At 40.1% G+C, this 17,358-nt stretch carries 21 protein-coding genes and 3 pseudogenes; 9 read left to right on the top strand and 15 right to left on the bottom strand.

All coding sequences use genetic code 11. The features are described from left to right. Positions 1-86 precede the first annotated feature (86 nt). The 3 genes and pseudogenes from FTT85_RS18590 to FTT85_RS16400 all read right to left on the bottom strand — a co-directional run bounded on the left by FTT85_RS18590 (position 87) and on the right by FTT85_RS16400 (position 2,195). Entirely contained in the window at positions 87-656 is a 570-nt protein-coding gene (locus FTT85_RS18590) for a DUF4258 domain-containing protein (protein WP_257232187.1), read from the bottom strand. A 96-nt stretch (positions 657-752) separates the two neighbouring features. Continuing rightward, positions 753-991: pseudogene (locus FTT85_RS16405) on the bottom strand (PAAR domain-containing protein); the annotation flags it as partial. Positions 992-1,029: 38 nt separating this feature from the next. Further along, positions 1,030-2,195, bottom strand: a protein-coding gene (locus FTT85_RS16400) for an IS3-like element ISAba22 family transposase (RefSeq protein WP_180183990.1) whose coding sequence is annotated in 2 segments (ribosomal slippage) — positions 1,030-1,937 and positions 1,937-2,195 — 1,167 coding nt in all. Because the reading frame shifts where the segments join, the coding sequence is not laid out codon by codon here. Between the two features lie 65 nt (positions 2,196-2,260). On the opposite strand from FTT85_RS16400, the pseudogene FTT85_RS18790 reads away from it, so the two are divergent. From FTT85_RS18790 to FTT85_RS16385, 3 genes and pseudogenes are all read left to right on the top strand, one after another. Continuing rightward, positions 2,261-2,377: pseudogene (locus FTT85_RS18790) on the top strand (transcriptional regulator); the annotation flags it as partial. Positions 2,378-2,695: 318 nt separating this feature from the next. After that, entirely contained in the window at positions 2,696-2,998 is a 303-nt protein-coding gene (locus FTT85_RS16390; protein WP_111886029.1) for a helix-turn-helix domain-containing protein, read from the top strand. Between the two features lie 4 nt (positions 2,999-3,002). Next, complete coding sequence (locus FTT85_RS16385; protein WP_180183988.1) at positions 3,003-4,262, top strand: type II toxin-antitoxin system HipA family toxin; 1,260 nt, start codon at positions 3,003-3,005, stop codon at positions 4,260-4,262. 2 nt (positions 4,263-4,264) lie between these two features. On the opposite strand, the pseudogene FTT85_RS16380 reads toward FTT85_RS16385, so the two are convergent. Beyond that, a pseudogene (locus tag FTT85_RS16380) lies at positions 4,265-4,375 on the bottom strand (IS701 family transposase); the annotation flags it as partial. Between the two features lie 149 nt (positions 4,376-4,524). Here FTT85_RS16380 and FTT85_RS16375 point away from each other — a divergent pair. From FTT85_RS16375 to FTT85_RS16355, 5 genes are all read left to right on the top strand, one after another. Further along, positions 4,525-4,992, top strand: a complete 468-nt coding sequence (locus tag FTT85_RS16375; RefSeq protein WP_180183992.1) for a DUF2946 domain-containing protein — start codon at positions 4,525-4,527, stop codon at positions 4,990-4,992. Positions 4,993-5,144: 152 nt separating this feature from the next. Further along, positions 5,145-6,578, top strand: a complete 1,434-nt coding sequence (locus FTT85_RS16370; protein WP_180183987.1) for a cytochrome ubiquinol oxidase subunit I — start codon at positions 5,145-5,147, stop codon at positions 6,576-6,578. Next, complete coding sequence (gene cydB / locus FTT85_RS16365; RefSeq protein ID WP_180183986.1) at positions 6,575-7,579, top strand: cytochrome d ubiquinol oxidase subunit II; 1,005 nt, start codon at positions 6,575-6,577, stop codon at positions 7,577-7,579. The genes FTT85_RS16370 and cydB overlap by 4 nt, the downstream gene beginning before the upstream one ends. 143 nt (positions 7,580-7,722) lie before the next feature. Continuing rightward, positions 7,723-7,980: a DNA-binding transcriptional regulator gene (locus FTT85_RS16360; protein ID WP_081406743.1), complete on the top strand. Its 258-nt coding sequence runs from the start codon at positions 7,723-7,725 to the stop codon at positions 7,978-7,980. 105 nt (positions 7,981-8,085) lie between these two features. After that, positions 8,086-8,394 (top strand): NifB/NifX family molybdenum-iron cluster-binding protein, encoded by a 309-nt coding sequence (locus FTT85_RS16355; RefSeq protein WP_067665588.1) that lies wholly within the window; start codon positions 8,086-8,088, stop codon positions 8,392-8,394. Between the two features lie 78 nt (positions 8,395-8,472). Here FTT85_RS16355 and FTT85_RS16350 read toward each other — a convergent pair whose 3' ends face one another. From FTT85_RS16350 to FTT85_RS16315, 8 genes are all read right to left on the bottom strand, one after another. Next, on the bottom strand, positions 8,473-9,219 hold the full coding sequence (locus FTT85_RS16350; RefSeq protein WP_257232185.1) for an SDR family NAD(P)-dependent oxidoreductase: 747 nt from the start codon (positions 9,217-9,219) through the stop codon (positions 8,473-8,475). Between the two features lie 62 nt (positions 9,220-9,281). Continuing rightward, positions 9,282-9,902 carry a methyltransferase domain-containing protein gene (locus tag FTT85_RS16345; protein ID WP_180183985.1) on the bottom strand — a complete coding sequence of 207 codons (621 nt, stop codon included), beginning with the start codon at positions 9,900-9,902 and terminating at the stop codon, positions 9,282-9,284. Positions 9,903-9,926: 24 nt separating this feature from the next. Beyond that, complete coding sequence (locus FTT85_RS16340) at positions 9,927-10,262, bottom strand: carboxymuconolactone decarboxylase family protein (protein WP_004988488.1); 336 nt, start codon at positions 10,260-10,262, stop codon at positions 9,927-9,929. 55 nt (positions 10,263-10,317) lie between these two features. Further along, complete coding sequence (locus FTT85_RS16335) at positions 10,318-10,713, bottom strand: rhodanese-like domain-containing protein (protein WP_180183984.1); 396 nt, start codon at positions 10,711-10,713, stop codon at positions 10,318-10,320. A 100-nt stretch (positions 10,714-10,813) separates the two neighbouring features. Next, entirely contained in the window at positions 10,814-11,596 is a 783-nt protein-coding gene (locus tag FTT85_RS16330) for a sulfite exporter TauE/SafE family protein (protein WP_017395158.1), read from the bottom strand. 65 nt (positions 11,597-11,661) lie between these two features. Further along, on the bottom strand, positions 11,662-12,534 hold the full coding sequence (locus FTT85_RS16325) for an MBL fold metallo-hydrolase (RefSeq protein WP_004988496.1): 873 nt from the start codon (positions 12,532-12,534) through the stop codon (positions 11,662-11,664). A gap of 2 nt (positions 12,535-12,536) precedes the next feature. After that, a complete protein-coding gene (locus tag FTT85_RS16320) occupies positions 12,537-12,953 on the bottom strand; it encodes a DUF6691 family protein (protein WP_004988498.1) in 417 nt (138 codons plus the stop codon). Between the two features lies 1 nt (position 12,954). Continuing rightward, a complete protein-coding gene (locus tag FTT85_RS16315) occupies positions 12,955-13,371 on the bottom strand; it encodes a YeeE/YedE family protein (RefSeq protein WP_180183983.1) in 417 nt (138 codons plus the stop codon). Positions 13,372-13,491: 120 nt separating this feature from the next. On the opposite strand from FTT85_RS16315, the gene FTT85_RS16310 reads away from it, so the two are divergent. After that, positions 13,492-13,803, top strand: a complete 312-nt coding sequence (locus tag FTT85_RS16310; protein ID WP_004984482.1) for a metalloregulator ArsR/SmtB family transcription factor — start codon at positions 13,492-13,494, stop codon at positions 13,801-13,803. Positions 13,804-14,059: 256 nt separating this feature from the next. Here FTT85_RS16310 and FTT85_RS16305 read toward each other — a convergent pair whose 3' ends face one another. Genes FTT85_RS16305 through FTT85_RS16295 form a run of 3 tightly spaced genes read right to left on the bottom strand, consistent with a single transcriptional unit; the run spans position 14,060 to position 17,212 of the window. Then, complete coding sequence (locus FTT85_RS16305) at positions 14,060-14,773, bottom strand: ABC transporter ATP-binding protein (protein ID WP_004984479.1); 714 nt, start codon at positions 14,771-14,773, stop codon at positions 14,060-14,062. Next, the gene (locus FTT85_RS16300) at positions 14,766-15,989 is read right to left on the bottom strand and encodes an ABC transporter permease (RefSeq protein ID WP_180160462.1); all 1,224 of its coding nucleotides are present in this window, start codon (positions 15,987-15,989) and stop codon (positions 14,766-14,768) included. The genes FTT85_RS16305 and FTT85_RS16300 overlap by 8 nt, the downstream gene beginning before the upstream one ends. Beyond that, entirely contained in the window at positions 15,986-17,212 is a 1,227-nt protein-coding gene (locus FTT85_RS16295; RefSeq protein WP_180183991.1) for an efflux RND transporter periplasmic adaptor subunit, read from the bottom strand. The genes FTT85_RS16300 and FTT85_RS16295 overlap by 4 nt, the downstream gene beginning before the upstream one ends. Positions 17,213-17,358: the final 146 nt, after the last annotated feature.

Here is a 17,358-nt window from a genome sequence, read left to right as displayed (position 1 = left end):
CAACATTTTTCGTAAATTCAGCATAGTGGTAATGAGTTTCTGTGGGTCTCGAATAGTTCTGTACAAATTCTAAAAGTTCATTCATTTTATTTTCCCTTACCATCAATTTTCCCATGCGATACTGTAACAACATCGCCTCGTTTATTAGTTACCACTGTGACATTATTTGCTGGACTATAATGGTTAGTGGTAGATTTTGTACCTACTGTTTGAGAGCCGTTTTTAATCGTATCTTTTACAACTGATGGCATGATACCTCTATCCTGCATCCTATCAAGAGCATGCTCGGAATAATTACGACCATCGATATTGGTAGGATTATTCCGAACTGGCTGATAACTTGGATTCTTGGGCTGATTCATTTGATTATGGCGACTACCTAAAACACCTGTAGCTTCTTTTCCTAAAACTTTCCCTCCAACTTCTTTTGCCGCCTTACCAATAGCTTTAACTTTTCCAGGGCCAATTACCGCCCCAACAATTTCTCCCTCTTCTAATTTCTTAGGATCAGCAGGTTTCATTCCTAAAGCAGTTAAAACTTTTTCACTTATTCCAAAAGTTAAATTATTTAATACACCTCGAGTGTTATCAGGGTCACCGTGCCCTCCGCCAGTAAATGGTCCTTTGGGTTTATCACTTTGCTTTGTTAATCCCATTGTCATATTTGGAACGTTTGAGGCAGCCTTTGTTATTGGAGATTGGGCAATATTTAATTTTGATATTGATGAGCTAGCTGATGAAGAACTCTTAGGCTGTGCTACAACAAGGGATTGATTACAAAGAAATGTAGCGCCACATGTTGTTTTATCACCTGCAAGTACTATACCCGACCATTAACAATAGTGGTTTGATCAGAAGCAATTGCGGAAACGACAGTTTTACATTGATGGCAGAAGTGTTTCATACCATTTAAATGAACTGCAATTCCATTAATGATAAAAGTAGTGTCACACTCTGCAACGATCCCACCATGACTAGTTATCGATCTGATATACGCTGAATTATCAGGAGACTTTCCCTTGGGAGATTCTAGGCAGCCAACTTATAAAAGTCTTCGGCCATTTGATTTGGTGTCTTAAAACCCAAACCCTTTTGAATTCTTCGATGATTATAAAATAACTCAATGTATTTTATAATATCTGCTTTGGCTTCTTCTCTGGTTTGATAGTTGTAATGATGCACTAACTCATTTTTCAGTATTCCCCAAAAGCTTTCAATCGGTGCATTATCGTAACAGTCTCCGCGCTTGCTCATTGAACCTTGAAAACCATATTGCTCAAGTATATTTCGATATTCATGGCTGCAATATTCACTTCCTCTGTCTGAATGCACAATCAGTTCTTTGGTTGGTTTTTGATTGTGAATAGCCATATTTAGCGCATTACAAACAAGCTGTGTTGTCATGCGCTCATTTAAGCTATAGCCAACCACTTGCTTCGTGTAAAGGTCTTTTACCGCTGCTAAATACAGCCATCCTTCAACAGTCCATATGTACGTAATATCACTTGACCATGCTTGATTTGGTCTAGTCATTGAGAATTGTTGCTCCAGCAGGTTTTCATAGATCGCTCGATTATGGTCACTATTCGTAGTCCTTTTAAAACGCTTGTGTCGCTTACAATACAGGTGGTTCAGCGCTTTTATCTGACGTACAGCGTACATACTCATTTTTATACCCTGAGCTTGTAAGTATTTGGTTAATCGAATATAACCATAGCTCTGCCTTGTCTCCTCATGGGCTATTTTCACCAATATCGTCTGTTGATTTCGTTGAATCGTTCTTTTGCTCACGCCTCTCTTGAGCCAATCATAAAAACATGAAACTGAAACATGAAGTAATCGAGCCATTAAGGTAATTGGAAAAGAATATCTTTTTTGTTTCATATAGGCATACCTTACTGACTTTCTTTGGCAAAGTACGCTGCTGCCTTTTTTAAAAATTCACGTTCCATTTCAGCTATTTTGAGCTGTTGTTTGAGTTTTTTATTTTCTTCGAGTAGAGCGTTTAGATCAGGTGAATACTGTTTTGTACCTGCTAAAGTTCCAGCCTTTGCTTTGGTATTCCAATTTGAAAGAGTTTGCATTGAAATACTAAGTTGTCTAGCTGTTTCCGAGACATTGCCTTGATTGGCTTCAATTAATTTGATGGCTTCAGCTTTAAATTCTGTGGTGTAAGTCTTGTGTTTCTTGCTCATGGTAAACTCCTGATGAGTGTGTTTAGTTTACCAAGTTAAAACCTCCTGTTTTTTCAGCACACATCATATTCGAACGTGTACTTAATGCCGTAGGTCTACAACAATTTGAAGTGGATAAAAAGAAGTATAAATTTCCGCACTGGGATGAAATTGAAGCAATGTTTGCGGAAGATGATGAATAAATTGTAAATCGGTACTGAATAAGGTATCAAGAAAGGCAAAGCGCTGCCCATCGACCTCATTACTCCAGACCACTTGTGTCAGATATTCCAGATTGAACTGATAGCAAATCACGGTTCCTCGCGACACCACGCGAAACTGATTGAGCTTAAAGCAAGTTGTTAGACTCTATTAGATTGTAAATGTCTAATTAGACTTCTTTAATCTAATAGGATCTAATCAGGCCAATAAAGTACCCTCCTTACCGACTAAGTCGGTTTATTTTATAACTCCATTATTTTGTGGTTTAATACACATATATAGACATAAGACCCAATATTATGGATTTAATATTCAAAAAACCTGAAGAAGTTGTTACTTTATTATGTGAAAGGCTTCGTAAGGAACGACTTTATCTGGAAATGACTCAGGCAGACGTCGCTACACGTGCTGGTATTGGTGTAAATACAGTATCTAATTTGGAAGCTGGTCGAAATGTTTCATTTGAAAATTTAGTACGCGTTGCCATGGTACTGGGTCGATTAAAAGAATTAGAGGAACTCTTTAAACCTCATTTAAACAGTGTAGATGACATTCTCCGCTATGAGAGCAATACGGCTCGCCAACGTATCAAAAGGAAATAAATCCATGCTCAAAAAACTTAATGTTTACTACAATGGATGGGGTGAATATTGGCTTTGGGGTACACTGGTCTCCTCAACCGCAATCACAGGTCGACCATTAATCGCCTTTGAATACAGTGCAGAAGCGATCAGTAAAGGTTTAGAACTTTCCTCTTACCTACTTCCGTTAAAAGGTGACCCATTAAGAACGAACTTTCCTGCACATCAAATGGGATTGCCAGGTCCTATATATGATGCCCTACCCGATGGTTGGGGCATGCTCCTTATGGATCGCTTATTTAAAAAAAATGGACTCAATCCAGCACGGATTGGGCCATTAGAAAGACTCACGTATATTAATACACATGCGATGGGGGCATTATCCTTTGAACCTTCAGCACCTGAGTTAGCATTAACTGAAAATATTCCACTGCTTAAACTCGCCCAAGAAGTCCAGGAAGTTCTCAAAGGAGAAGGTGCTGAATTTTTACAGCATTTATTAGTTATGGGTGGATCACCACAAGGTGCAAGGCCAAAAGCACTCGTCTATCGTGATCCTGTCACCAACGAATTCTCAACAGTTAGCTCACATCAACATGAAGCCTGGCTGATCAAATTTCCCGCTCAGCAAGAGCATCCTGAAGTTTGTGCAATTGAAGCTGTTTATGCAGAATGTTTACGTCATTGTGATATTGACACCCCTGATACTCAATATTTTACTCTTCCGAATGGATTAACCGCATTTGCATCAAAAAGATTTGACCGCCATGATGGTATGCGTATCCCTATGCAAAGTTTAGCTGCCTTCACCGGAGCTGATTTTAAATCACCAGGGAGTTTAGACTACAGTAACTTTCTTCGCGCTGCACACTTTTGCACCAATGATGTTCGCGAAAAAGCAATTGCATTCAAGCGAGCTGTTTTCAATGTAGTCTTCAATAATCGAGATGATCATTGCAAAAACTTTTCATTTCTGATGTCCCAAAATGGGCAATGGAAACTCGCCCCTGCCTATGATGTTACTTTCTGTGAAGGACCAGGGGGATATCATCAAATGGATATCATGGGTGAGGCACTGGATATTCCTCGACAAGCTCTTGTAAAACTTGGTACTCAGGAAGCTGAACTTTCTGCCCAAGAAGTCGATGAAACTATTAGTTCGATTTGTAAGGTTGCAATCCGATTCAGCAATATCGCTCATGATCTATTACCTGGACAAATTCAAGCAGAGACTATCCAAATGATCCAAAATAGGATTGAGCATAATATCAATTTATTGCACTAAATAGTCTCGGCAAGTTGTGTGCAGCTAATAGAGTTCGGTTCTGTCATGAGAAAGCCCATATAAATGGGTAGAGTACAAATTGCTGTAGAAGCATGTTTAGTTCGTCTGATCACAGATACTTTATAAAGTATTTTAATACTTTTTTGAATCCGTCAATGCGTAAGTCCTAGTCTTTCAATTTAATACAATGTACTTTTAATAAATATATATTCTGCTACAATCCATTTTCCTTACTTGGATAATTGAGACCATCTAAGTGATCATGGTTTTAGGAAGATTGCTAGCATTCTCTGCAATCTTGTTACAGATTGCTGTTTTTCTACAGCCTTTACTTCCAGAGAAATATCAAATTTCTCCTGTCTGTGAAACTATTGTCCATGCACTTCAATTAGATACTTCTCACCATGAGCATAGCTCAAATCATTCTACGCATAATCACTCTCATCAAGAGTTGGATTTAGCTAATCATGATACTGAAAAGCTTAATTATTCATATCTCAAACAAAAAGCTTCATCTAGCCATCATCACGATGCAAATCATCAATGTCAGTACTGTGTAGTTTACGCACATGTCGTTCCACTACCAGACATGGGTGTTAAAGAAGTAGTCGTGAGAATTCAAGTTCGGCTATTAGCTTTTAAAGAAGCTTTCTTTCATATCTTCTTTCTTTTAAAACAATTATTTCTGATCCCTCAAGGTCGAGCACCTCCTGTCTCTTTTGCTGTCTAAATTTATTGGCAATTCCTTATTGTTTTGAAATTTAATTAGTTGAAGAGACTAATCGCTATGTTTTTACTTTTTAAAAATGCACGTATCTGTGTAGGCACACTCATATCAGAGCATATGCAGTCTAGAGCATGCTTCGGATGTGGAGAGCTGCTATGACCTTAGGTTTTACGGCACTTGAGTTAGCACGTATTCAGTTTGCATTCACTGTGTCATTTCATATTATTTTCCCTGCGATTTCTATTGGGCTGGCAAGTTTTCTTGCTGTTTTAGAATGGCGATGGCTTAGAACAAACGATTCTATTTATCATGACTTATTCAAATTCTGGGTGAAAGTATTTGCATTATCATTCGGCATGGGTGTCGTTTCTGGTGTCGTGATGAGCTATCAGTTTGGTACAAACTGGAGTGAGTTTTCTCGATTTGCAGGAGGCATTACAGGCCCCTTACTAAGTTATGAAGTTCTAAGTGCTTTCTTCTTAGAGGCTGGATTTTTAGGCATCATGCTTTTTGGATGGGGTCGAGTCGGCAAAAAAGCACACTTTTTTGCCACACTGATGGTCGCCATCGGCACATGTATTTCAATGTTCTGGATTTTGTCTTCAAACAGTTGGATGCAGACCCCTCAAGGCTTCACCATTGAAAATGGAATTGTAATACCTCAAGATTGGTTTGCTATTGTTTTTAACCCGTCTTTTATCTATCGCTTATTCCATATGGCACTTGCAGCCTTTTTAGTGGCAGCTCTTCTTGTTGCTGCTACTGCTGCTTGGCACTTACTCAAAGGCCGTAGAGATGCATTAGTCAAAACATCATTTTCTATGGCACTTTGGTTAATCCTCATTTTAGCTCCCCTCCAAGTGTTTATCGGTGATGCCCATGGTTTAAATACCCTAAAACATCAACCAGCCAAACTTGCTGCTATGGAAGGCCATTGGGAAACAAACCATGATCATGGGATGCCCTTATATTTATTTGGTATTCCTGATATGCAAGAAGAACGCACGAAATATGCGATTGCAATTCCACATTTAGGAAGCCTAATTTTGACCCATTCAATGAATGGTACAGTGAAAGGATTAAAAGACTTTGCGCCTGAAGATCGTCCAAATTCAACAATCGTATTTTGGAGTTTCCGTATTATGGTTGGGCTTGGAATGCTTATGCTCTTCCTTGCAATCACTGCCCTATGGCTCAGAAAGAAAGGCAGCCTCTATGAGAGTAAGTGGTTTCATCGCTTTGCAATCCTTATGGGCCCTTCAGGCTTCATCGCATTACTCGCTGGTTGGTTCACCACAGAAGTAGGACGTCAGCCATGGATTATCTATGGCGTTATGAGGACAAAAGATGCTCTTTCTCCTGTTTCGGCAGAACAGGTTGGATTAACGCTGATTATTTTTGTGATCGTGTATTTTATTGTCTTTGGTGTGGGCATTTATTACATGCTCAAACTCATGCATAAAGGACCTGAGTTTTTACATAACGCACCAGAAGAAATTGGAGGCGTTGGTCATTTCAAAACACCAATGCGACCTCTGAGTGCCATTGATGAAAAAATTGATGATCAGGATCAAGGAGCATCTTCATGATTGATTTATCTTTAATCTGGATTGTCATTATTGCAGTTGGTGTTTTTATTTACGTTGTACTTGATGGCTTTGATTTAGGGATAGGGATTTTATTCCCCTTTATTAAAAATCAGCAAGAACGTGATGTCATGATGAACACCGTTGCCCCCGTTTGGGATGGTAATGAAACATGGATGGTTTTAGGAGGTGCTGGTCTTTTTGCTGCTTTCCCTATTGTCTATTCAGCGGTTCTGTCAGCCTTATATTTACCTATCATCTTGATGGTAATAGCTTTGATTTTTAGAGGCGTGGCTTTTGAGTTTCGTTTCAAAGCTACTCGAACAAAGTACATTTGGGATAATGCGTTTATTTGGGGCTCTATTGTTGCCAGTTTCTTACAAGGTGTAATCTTAGGTGCTTATATTCAGGGTATTGATATTGTTGATAATCGTTACGCTGGTGGTGGCTTTGACTGGTTAACACCATTTTCATTATTTACAGGTTTGGGTGTTGTAGTCGTTTATGCAGCATTGGGATGTGGTTGGCTCATCATGAAGACTGATGACGTACTACAAAAGCATATGTATAAATTAATGCCCAAGCTTTTGATTGGCTTATTGGTTATTTTCATTGCTGTCAGCATCTATACGCCTATCGCACATCCACAAATTGCTGAGCGCTGGTTTAATCCCACTCAATTGATTTATTTTAGCCCAGTCCCTTTGCTTGTTCTAGTTTGTACCGTTTTAGCGGTACGCTCATGTATTCAGCAAAACCAAGCTATGCCCTTTTTATATACCTTAGGACTCGTATTTCTGGCTTACACAGGATTCTGTATCAGTATTTTTCCTTACATTATCCCGCCCTCAATTACCATTTGGGATGCTGCCGCACCTGCCAATAGCCAGCTATTTGCACTGATTGGCGCACTGATCTTAATTCCAATCATACTTGTCTATACCGCCCTATCATACTGGGTATTCAGAGATAAAGTTCGTGTTGGGGATGAAGGTTATCATTAAAGGAATTTCTAATGAAATTATCTAAATTCCAATGGTTTATCTTGTTATGGCTAGTCGGTTTCTTAAGTTTATTGGTGATTGCCATGAGTTTTAGATTCTTACTTCAACTTGCTTATTAGGTCCTTAGAAAGAAGAGGGTATTTATGCATCTACTTCAACAGCACCATGTGAATTTTAATCATGATTTCCCATATATCGTTAATTTAACATTAGCTCAGGAAATCATTAAGGCACGTAAAAAAATGAATATCTCTCAACAACAGTTAGCATCTAAACTTGGCATATCCCCAAGAACGCTAGAAAGTTGGGAAAGAGGTGTTCGGCATCCTTCAAGTTCGGCGCAAGCTTTAATCAAACTGTTTATAAAGTCACCTCAGTTTGTATTGGAAAATCTTTCTTGAAAACAATTAGCTAGATTTGTGAATAGCTTTTATTAGTAACTTATAAATCATTATGAACCGATACATAACCATAAAAAGTGGTCGTATCGGTTTGGAGAAATATTTATGGTAATTGTTATTACATCACAAAACCGACGTCATATTACTCCCCATGCGGGAAAATGTCGGAAATTCTGGAAATATGAATTAAAAGATAGAGAAGTGACTGATAAACAACTTATTGAAGTTGAAAAGGAGCAATCCTTTTCGCAGTCTGGTGAAGTACTCGAAAAACTGCTGCCTATGGATATATTCGTAACTACGGGAATGGGCGATCAATTACGAGAAAAACTCAGAAATATTGGTGTCCATGTCATGGTAACAGCAGAAATTGAACCAGAACAATTTATCGGTAATTTAATTTCAGCCAAATAAAATTCTGGATGGAAGCTGTAATTTATCATGAACAAAATAAGAAAAGCCTGCAGATGCAGGGTTTTCTTATTTCATTTATTATTGTGAAGTATAAGAACCATCAACAGTATATTGACTGCCGGTCACAAATGAAGCTTCATCAGATAATAAAAAAGCCACTACTTGAGCAACTTCTTCTGGTTTACCCAATCGGCCAAATGGATGAAGTTTCACTAATTCTGATTCCTCAAATTCTCCAATTAATGGGGTTTGAATATAACCAGGGTGGACTGAATTAATGCGTATACCTTGATCAGCGTACTCCAATGATGCAGTCTTTGTCAGACCAGTCACACCATGTTTCGCCGCAACATATCCTGAAATGTTCTTTGTCCCGACTAAACCTAAGATTGATGCGGTATTAACAATCGCTCCCCCACCTGACTTAAGTATTGCTGGAATCTGATAATGCAGCCCATAGAAAACAGCATTCAAATTAATATCGATGACTCTACGCCAAGCCTCTATACTCAACTCAGCAATCGGATTGACTTCACCTAAAATACCTGCATTATTAAATGCTAAATGCAGAGCCCCAAAGCTTTCCACGGCAAAGTCAACAGCTTGCTTCATTTCTTCTGGATGAGATGTATCTGTTTTATTCGCAACAGCATGGCCGCTAGCAGCTATAATTTCAGCTGCAACTTTCTCAGCCGCATCAAGATTAATATCTGAAACAACAACTTTTGCCCCTTGTTGAGCAAGAAGCAGCGCTGTACTTCGCCCAATACCCGAACCTGCACCTGTAACTAAAGCCACTTTATTATTAAAACGTGTTGACATCATAAACCTCTCTTTTTTATAAAATGAGCATGTGAGCCATACTCGTGCTTGAAACGTTTTAGACCCTATTTCTGCACTTGAATTGCAAATTGAACTACATGGCATTTTCCGTTATGTAACTTGCCTTCATGACGTTCTTGTTCTCCCACATAAAAATGATAAAGATGATCATTTTTAAATACTGAAAGAAACGACATTGGATCGTACAAATAGTTAATATCTTTCGGACCACCGGTTTGATAATCAATCTGCTCTTTAGAATAAAGCTCTCCAATAAACCAGCCATTGTTTGTCAATGCTTGACGTATCCCAGTGAGAACATTGAATTGAGTATTTTCATCAAAATGCCCATACACACACATCACATTTTGATAACACTCTCTTGGCCATTCGACATCATTGAGATCAATATTTCTAAGTGTGAATTCAAAACCAGCTTGCTGGGCTTTTGTAGATAAGTGTTGCATAGCAACTTTTGAATAATCCCATATTTCTGCTGAAAATGAATCATTTTGCTGTTTCGCTTTATTAGCCAAATAAAGGATATTCCTCCCCTCACCCTCTGCTATAGCAAGAGTTTTTCCCACAATTGGAATCTGATCTGCTATCTGTTGAATAAAATAATTGGGCGAAATGCCATACAGATCCTGTGTTTGCGAATAAAGATTATCCCAATGCTGATTCATATCTTTTCCCAATGATTGAAAAAATTAAGCTGTGAATTCTTTAAATGCTTCCAATGCATTAGCGGCATACATCAATGAAGGACCGCCCCCCATATAAACTGCAACACCAAGCACTTCCTCTAATTCTTGCAATGTCATTCCCATTTTGACTAGGGTTCTGACATGAAAACCGATACATCCATCACATCGTGCTGCAACACCAATCGCTAAGGCAATCAGTTCTTTTGTTTTAGGATCAATAACACCATCTCGCATTGCAACTTGTGACAATTGATTAAAACTTTTCATTAAATCAGGAGAATCCTGCGCTAATGTCTTTAAACTGCCTGAAATATTTTGAGTTAATTCTTTGTACTTCATGATTTTCTCACTTGAATGTCCATAAACTTAAGTTAGACTTAAAATAGAAATCTAGTTATTTCTCTACTGGATAACTCTGCTCTAGCCATGCTTGGAATCCACCCTGAACAGATTTCACCTGAGTAAATCCCATATTCTGTAAAGTATCTGTAGCCAGAGCTGATCGGCCACCCGTCCCACAAATCAAATAAATCGGCTGATCTTTAAGATGTTCTAGTGCTTGCAAGGTATCGCAATGATGGCTCGCCACAGGATGCTGGTGAATTCTCATTTCTAAAACACCACGAGGATAATTCACGGCTCGGTCTATCGCTGCCGCCTGAAATTCATCTGGTTCCCGAACATCAATCAGAATGGTTTTATGGTTTTTCATGGCTTCAAGTAAGTCTGCGACCGTCACTTCTTGAATTCGGTTTTTTGCCATTGAAATTAATTGTTCTGCTGTTTTCATTACTCTTTACCTCTTCCGATCTTTAGAAATCTGGTCTCTGATTAAATATTCATGTCTTTAAAATGCAGTTTTTAAATTTGGCTCTAATCTCTTGCTTGTATTAAGTTATGATGACTGTAGAAATTAAATAAAATGCTACGCTTATGACAGTTATGGCAAAAACCTTTTGGATTTGACTATTCTTAACTAAAGGCATCAAACTTCGACCAATCAACATCCCAGCCATGCAAGCTAAAACGAAAGTCAGCGTGACCGAAACGGGGTATTGAAAACCATCTAAAATATGAGCTGAAATGCTGACACCACCTATCAGGAAAATAATCATCAACGAGGTCGCAACAATACTGCGCATATCAAGATCAGTTACTTTACTCAGTGCTGGAACAATCACGAATCCCCCACCTACCCCAAGCAAACCAGTCAATAAACCTGCCACGACACCAATGGCACCGAGAGACAATGCAGTTTTCATGTTCCAAATCAGACGACCAGTTGTTTGGTTAACTTTACAAAGCACACCTGTATGGTCATTCACTTTTTTAAAAAAAATCCGGTAAGCAACCACGAGCATGACTAAACTGAATGCTAAGGTAAGCCATACAGGAGAAATTATTCCTCCCAGATGCACACCATAACGTGCTGAAGGAATGCTAATCAGTGCAATCCAAAGCGCAGCCCGATAGCGTACTATCTTCTTAAATAAGCCTTCAAATGTTCCAACCAAGGCAGATAAAGTGACTGCAAGCAAGCCAACAGGTGCAGCTTGTGCGACCGTCCATCCTTGACTTGCCATCAGTGCGGGTACGGCCAGAATGCCACCACCAGCACCGGTTAACCCAAGCAAACCACCGATGGCCAGTCCTTCAAGTATTAGCATCCACATCGCTAGTGCCCCCCTCTATTACCAAACCAATTAAACAAAACTTGTTGTTTAATCTTAAAATTTGCCTATTTGAAGTAATTCAGTGGAAGTTTTAAATAAGAAACACCATTCTCTTCGGGTTCAGGGAATTGTCCTGCTTTCATATTGATCTGTATCGAAGGTAAAATCAGTTTGGGCATACTTAAACCCGCATCGCGCTTATTACGCATTTCAACAAAATCATCTTTGGTCGTGCCGTCGTGAATATGGATATTCTGATTTTTTTGAGTCTGAATATCCGTTTCACACATATAGGTATCGCGCTTTTCTGGCAAATAATCATGGCAGAGAAATACACGTGTTTTCTCAGGCAGTTGATACAAACTTTGTATTGAATCAAAAAGGATTGATGCGCTTCCCTTCGGGAAATCACAGCGCGCTGTTCCATAATCTGGCATGAATAAGGTATCACCCACAAACACGGCATCACCCATGACATAACTCAGGCAAGCAGGCGTATGTCCCGGTGTTGGAATGTTATAGGCTTTCAATGTTCCGATTTGGAACGACTCATGATCTTCAAATAAATAATCAAAGAGCTGCTGGGCATTCCATTGTTTAATATCCAGATGATAAATCGCACCAAAGGTTTCCTGTACAATGCCAATTTTCTGGCTCATAGCAATCTTGCCACCTAACTCAGCTTTGAGATATTGTGCAGCAGTCAGATGATCAGCATGTACATGGGTTTCGAGAATCCACTCAACCGTTAAACCCTGCTCTTTAATATAGGCAATAATTTTATCGGCATGAATAGTGGATGTACTTGCTGATGCCGGATCATAATCCAGAACGCTATCAATAATGGCGCAGGCTTTGGTCGCCGGATCACGTACAACATAACTGAAGGTATTGGTATCTTCGTGAAAAAAATCTTTTACTATAGGTAAGTTTGACATCGTTAAGCTCCTGACCATTTACGGTGAATCCATACACCCAGCAGCATTGCTACAATAAAATAGAGCACTTGATAGTGGCCCAAACCGATCAAGGTGAAACTTGGTGCCGGACAGATGCCGGCAATACCCCAACCTGCACCAAATAAAACCGCACCCGTCATCAGTTTCTTGTCTATCTGATTATTTATGGGTAAATCAATAGATTCATTGAAGACCGTTTTTGGTTGTGCTGCACGTACTGCTTTCTGGAAAGGAATAAAGGCCACCGCAATCGCGCCCATCATCACAAAGGCCAGGCTGGCATCCCAATTACCAAACAGATCCAGAAAGTCGAGTACTTTTTCCGGATTAGACATGCCTGATACCATCAGCCCCACAGAGAACAGTGCACCAAATAAAAAGGCAAACACATTTTTCATTTTAGAATGCTCCTGTGATATGACGGATAGTATAAACGGTGACAAAACCTGTAAACATAAAAGTCATGGTCGCGATGATAGAACGCTTAGACAGGCGACTGATGCCACAAATTCCATGACCACTGGTACAACCCGAACCCAGACGTGTCCCAAAACCCACCAGTAGACCTGCCACAATCATCATCAGTGGGCTGGCATTCAATTCGATTTCAGGTTGTACAAATAGACCATAAATAAACGGTGTGAGAATCAAGCCTGATAAAAACCAGATTGCAGGCGTTTTAAACCTGGTTTTTGAGTTTAATACTTGCCCAATCAAACCACTGATTCCCGCAATACGGCCATTGACGTAAAGATAGCCAACCACGGAAAGTCCGAGTATTAAACCGCCAATAAATGCGATGAGGAAGTCATGCATGATGAATCAATCTCCATACAATATACTTTTTTATATTATATTATAAAAAATATTAATCAAGCAGTTTTATGGTAAATTATGTAAACTGCACGGGCTACATCAAAAGTTGTGAGGACATTTATGGATATGATTGCTGAAAATGCCAAAATTGATTTTTCTCAAGTCGATTTCGTCAGCCAATGCCTGAAAGTTTTGGCCAATCCTGATCGCCTGAAAATCTTATGTGTCCTGGTGGATGGGGAAATGAATGTTCAGGAAATTGAAGAATCCACTGACATTCATCAACCTACACTTTCACAACAACTGACTGTCCTACGTAAGGCTGACATGGTCAGCACACGACGTGAGGGTAAACAGATTTTCTATCGTCTGAGTGATCCCAAGGTCTTAAGTTTGATGCAAAAGCTGTACGAGCTGTATTGTGCGAATTAATCCGCTTAGTACAGCCAAAAAGAAATGATCAGAAGCAGTAAACCTTTGTTTTTTTAATACTCTTAATATGGAAAAATCTTGTACTCATTTTTTCTCTAGATTAGATTTAGTGAACTAAATCTGAAAAATATTTTATTCAAATTACACAGGGTTATAATTTATCGATTTACAAGTTTGTTCTTATATCGTGCTAGAATTTTGAGGTCTAGTCAATGTTTTGAACTGCTTTTACCAGAAGAGTGATCTACATTCCGGCTCATTCCATCTCGTGTTTGGAATCACTCTGAATTCTCCCATCCACCAAATTAATGGTTCGATCACAGGTCGCCGATAATCTAGGATCATGAGTCACCAATAAGACTGCACAGTCATGTTCGCGATGTACTTTACGAAATAATTCAAACATTTCCGCAGCAGTTTGAGTATCCAGATTACCTGTCGGTTCATCGGCCAACAATAGTGCAGGCTGAGTAATCAGTGCACGTGCAATCGCTACGCGTTGCTGCTGCCCTCCAGAAAGCTCATTGGGTTTACGGTCAGCGAACTTATCTAACCCTACAGCGGCCAATAATTCATGGGCATATTGCAACGCAGATTGATCTGGCTTACCTTGCTTCAGCATTAATGGCATGAGTACATTATGTAAGGCAGTAAAAGCCTGTATAAGATGATGGAACTGAAACACAAAACCTATACTATTGCCTCGTAATGCTGTCCGAGCCGTATCATCCATACGGCTTGTCGCCTGCCCCAACAAGTACAACTCACCACGACTAGGCTGATCTAATAAGCCGAGAATATTCAGTAAAGTACTTTTGCCTGAACCAGAAGGACCAATTAATGCAGCAAAGTCATTCCGTTGAATACACAGGTCAATTCCATGTAATACCTCCACTTCATTAGGCTGCCCAACATTGTAAGACTTTCGCAATGCTTCTAAACGCAGTACTTCCTGAGATGGATCAAACATGACGAATTGCCTCCACAGGATCAAGTGCAGCAGCCCGACGGGATGGTATTGCAGCAGCCAAAATACCTGTCACTGTCGCCAAGAATAATGCCGACAAGATAAGCTTGATTGAAATCGAAATATAAAACAAGCCGGGACCAAACTGATTAAATCCCCAGATCAAACCATAACTGACTACACTACCAAGCATCGAACCAAGCAGACCAAAAATTGCTCCCTGAAACAAGAAAACTCTTAAAATTTGTGCTTGTGTCGCCCCCGTCGCACGTAAAATACCGATTTCCCGAGTCCGTTGCACCACACTCACCGACATCACACTGGCAATGCCAAAAGCGACTGAAATCCCTACAAAAACAATAATCATGTTGGTCGAAAGACTTTGAGCGGTAATCGCATTCATTAATTGAGCATTGGTTTCAATCCAGCTTTCTGCTTTTAATCCTGTCAGGCGTCCAACTTGTGAGGCAATTTGATCCGCCTGAAAAATATCCTGAATCGTCAGATCAATCACGGTCACGCCACCTGGCAAATTAAGTAAAGATTGCGCCTGTTTCAAATCCAGATAGACATAGCGCGCATCCAATTCACGCACACCCAATTCAAATATTCCAGAGATGTTCACAACTGCATTTTTCTGTTGCCCGGTATCTAACCTTAATTTGCTCCCGACTTGCACACCCAAATCTTTGGCCAATTGACGCCCAATTAATACATTATCCGCACTAACTCGTAGTTCACCACTCACCATATATTGCTTTAACGGAATAATCTGTTGATAACGTTCAAGGTTGATACCAACCAATGCAACAGATTGAATTGCATCTCCGCGCTGTACAAATGCAGGACCAGAGACCACAGGAGAAACCGCCGTCAACACGGGCAACTGATCTAAAGTCTCAGTAATCTGCTGCCAATTATTAATAGAGCGTAAGCGTTGCGCACGCTGATCTTCTTGTAACAACTGAAGTGTTCCTGCTGCTGGTGGCACAATGTGATTCACCTCATCTGGTGAGAGCAAACGAATATGCGCCTGTGTCCCTAAGGTCCTTTCTACAATATTCGATTGTAAACCCTGAATTAAGGCGCTAATGAACACAATGACGGCTACCCCCACCGCGACGCCAATGGTAATCATCATCGACTGTGTGCGACCCTCTCGCAAAAAACTGATTGCGATGGTCCACTCGGTCCAAAGTCGCCTAAAAAAGTTTTTCAATCGAATTTCACCGGTAATTCATTTTTGCTATTTTTCTGATCCGTTTGACTCTGGAAAACAGGTTTAGTTTTCTCTATTCGGACACGAGTTCCATCTTTAAGCACTGATTCTGCATCGGTAAGGACGTGATCACCTTCTTTCAATCCAGCTACAACTTCAGACATAACCAAACCACGTAAACCCAGTGTGATGGGATGACGTTGAATTTTTCTATCTCTTACTAAAATAACCATAGCCTTGTTTCCACTTATACTGCTTAAAGCATCATTTGGAATGACCAGGGTTTGCTCGCGCTTGTTGGTTTCAACATTTACCGATACCGTCATGTCTTGACGCAAAAAATCAGGGACTGGATCAACTGTTAATCGAACGTCTACTGTGCCACGTTGAGCATCAATACTTGGGGCAATAAAATTAATATGGGCAGGAAAAGGTTGATCTGGATAGGCATCCGTAATCACTGCTGCTTTTTGTTGTAAAGCCAGCAGTGGTAAATTTCGCTCATCAAATGGCACTCGTATTTCAGTCGCACCATCCAGTGCAATAGTGAACAGAGTCTGACTCGGTTGTACCAAATCCCCTGGCTCAACATTACGGGTTAAAATAATACCTGAAACTTCTGCGCGAATTTTGGTCTTGGCGAGTTGCGCTTGTAATGCAGCGAGTTGTTCACGTAATTTTGTCTCTTCAACTTTATCTGGGGCAAGTGAAGCAACTTTTAATCGAGCTGATTCCAAATTATTACGGGCGAGTTTTTCTGCCTCTATCGATTTCTCCCTTTCCTCTGCTGATAATATTCCTAATTCGGTATTTCGTCTGCGTACCGCCTCTCTTTGAGCCTGTTCTAATTGCACTTTGGCATTCGCTAAATCGAATTCTGCTTGCGGACGTCTAGTGGTTGCGAGTTCCTTTAATTCAGCTTCTGCCTGCCGCACCTGCGCTGAAATTTCATCAGATTTCAGTACTAAAAGAACATCCCCTCGAGAGACCCGATCTCCTTCTTGAACCAAGCGCTCAAGAACAACCCCTGTAATTTCACTACCAATCTGAGTCCGAGATACTTTCTCTACCCGTCCTGAAGCAACAACTGTCTGAATCAATGGACTAGATACGACTTCATAACTAGGTAACAATGGTCCTTGCCACCAGCGATATATAGCAAAACTGACGAGCAAAACCAGTAGTATGATCATGATCCAAGGCTTATAACGGGTAACAAGCAATTCCATTCTCCAAGCCAGATTGACATACTCCCACCACCAAGCTAAGAGCTATGGTGGGGGAATCTTTGCGACCCATGCAATCTTAGAGATTGCACCTTTCGATACCGCACTGCGCTGACAGTATGGCGGTACAGGAACTCTTTATA

This window comes from Acinetobacter sp. YH01020 (assembly GCF_013420275.1).
GTDB lineage: Bacteria > Pseudomonadota > Gammaproteobacteria > Pseudomonadales > Moraxellaceae > Acinetobacter > Acinetobacter amyesii.
The sequence above is the reverse complement of the archived record's forward strand: the minus strand, read 5'-3'. Positions and strand labels throughout refer to the sequence as shown.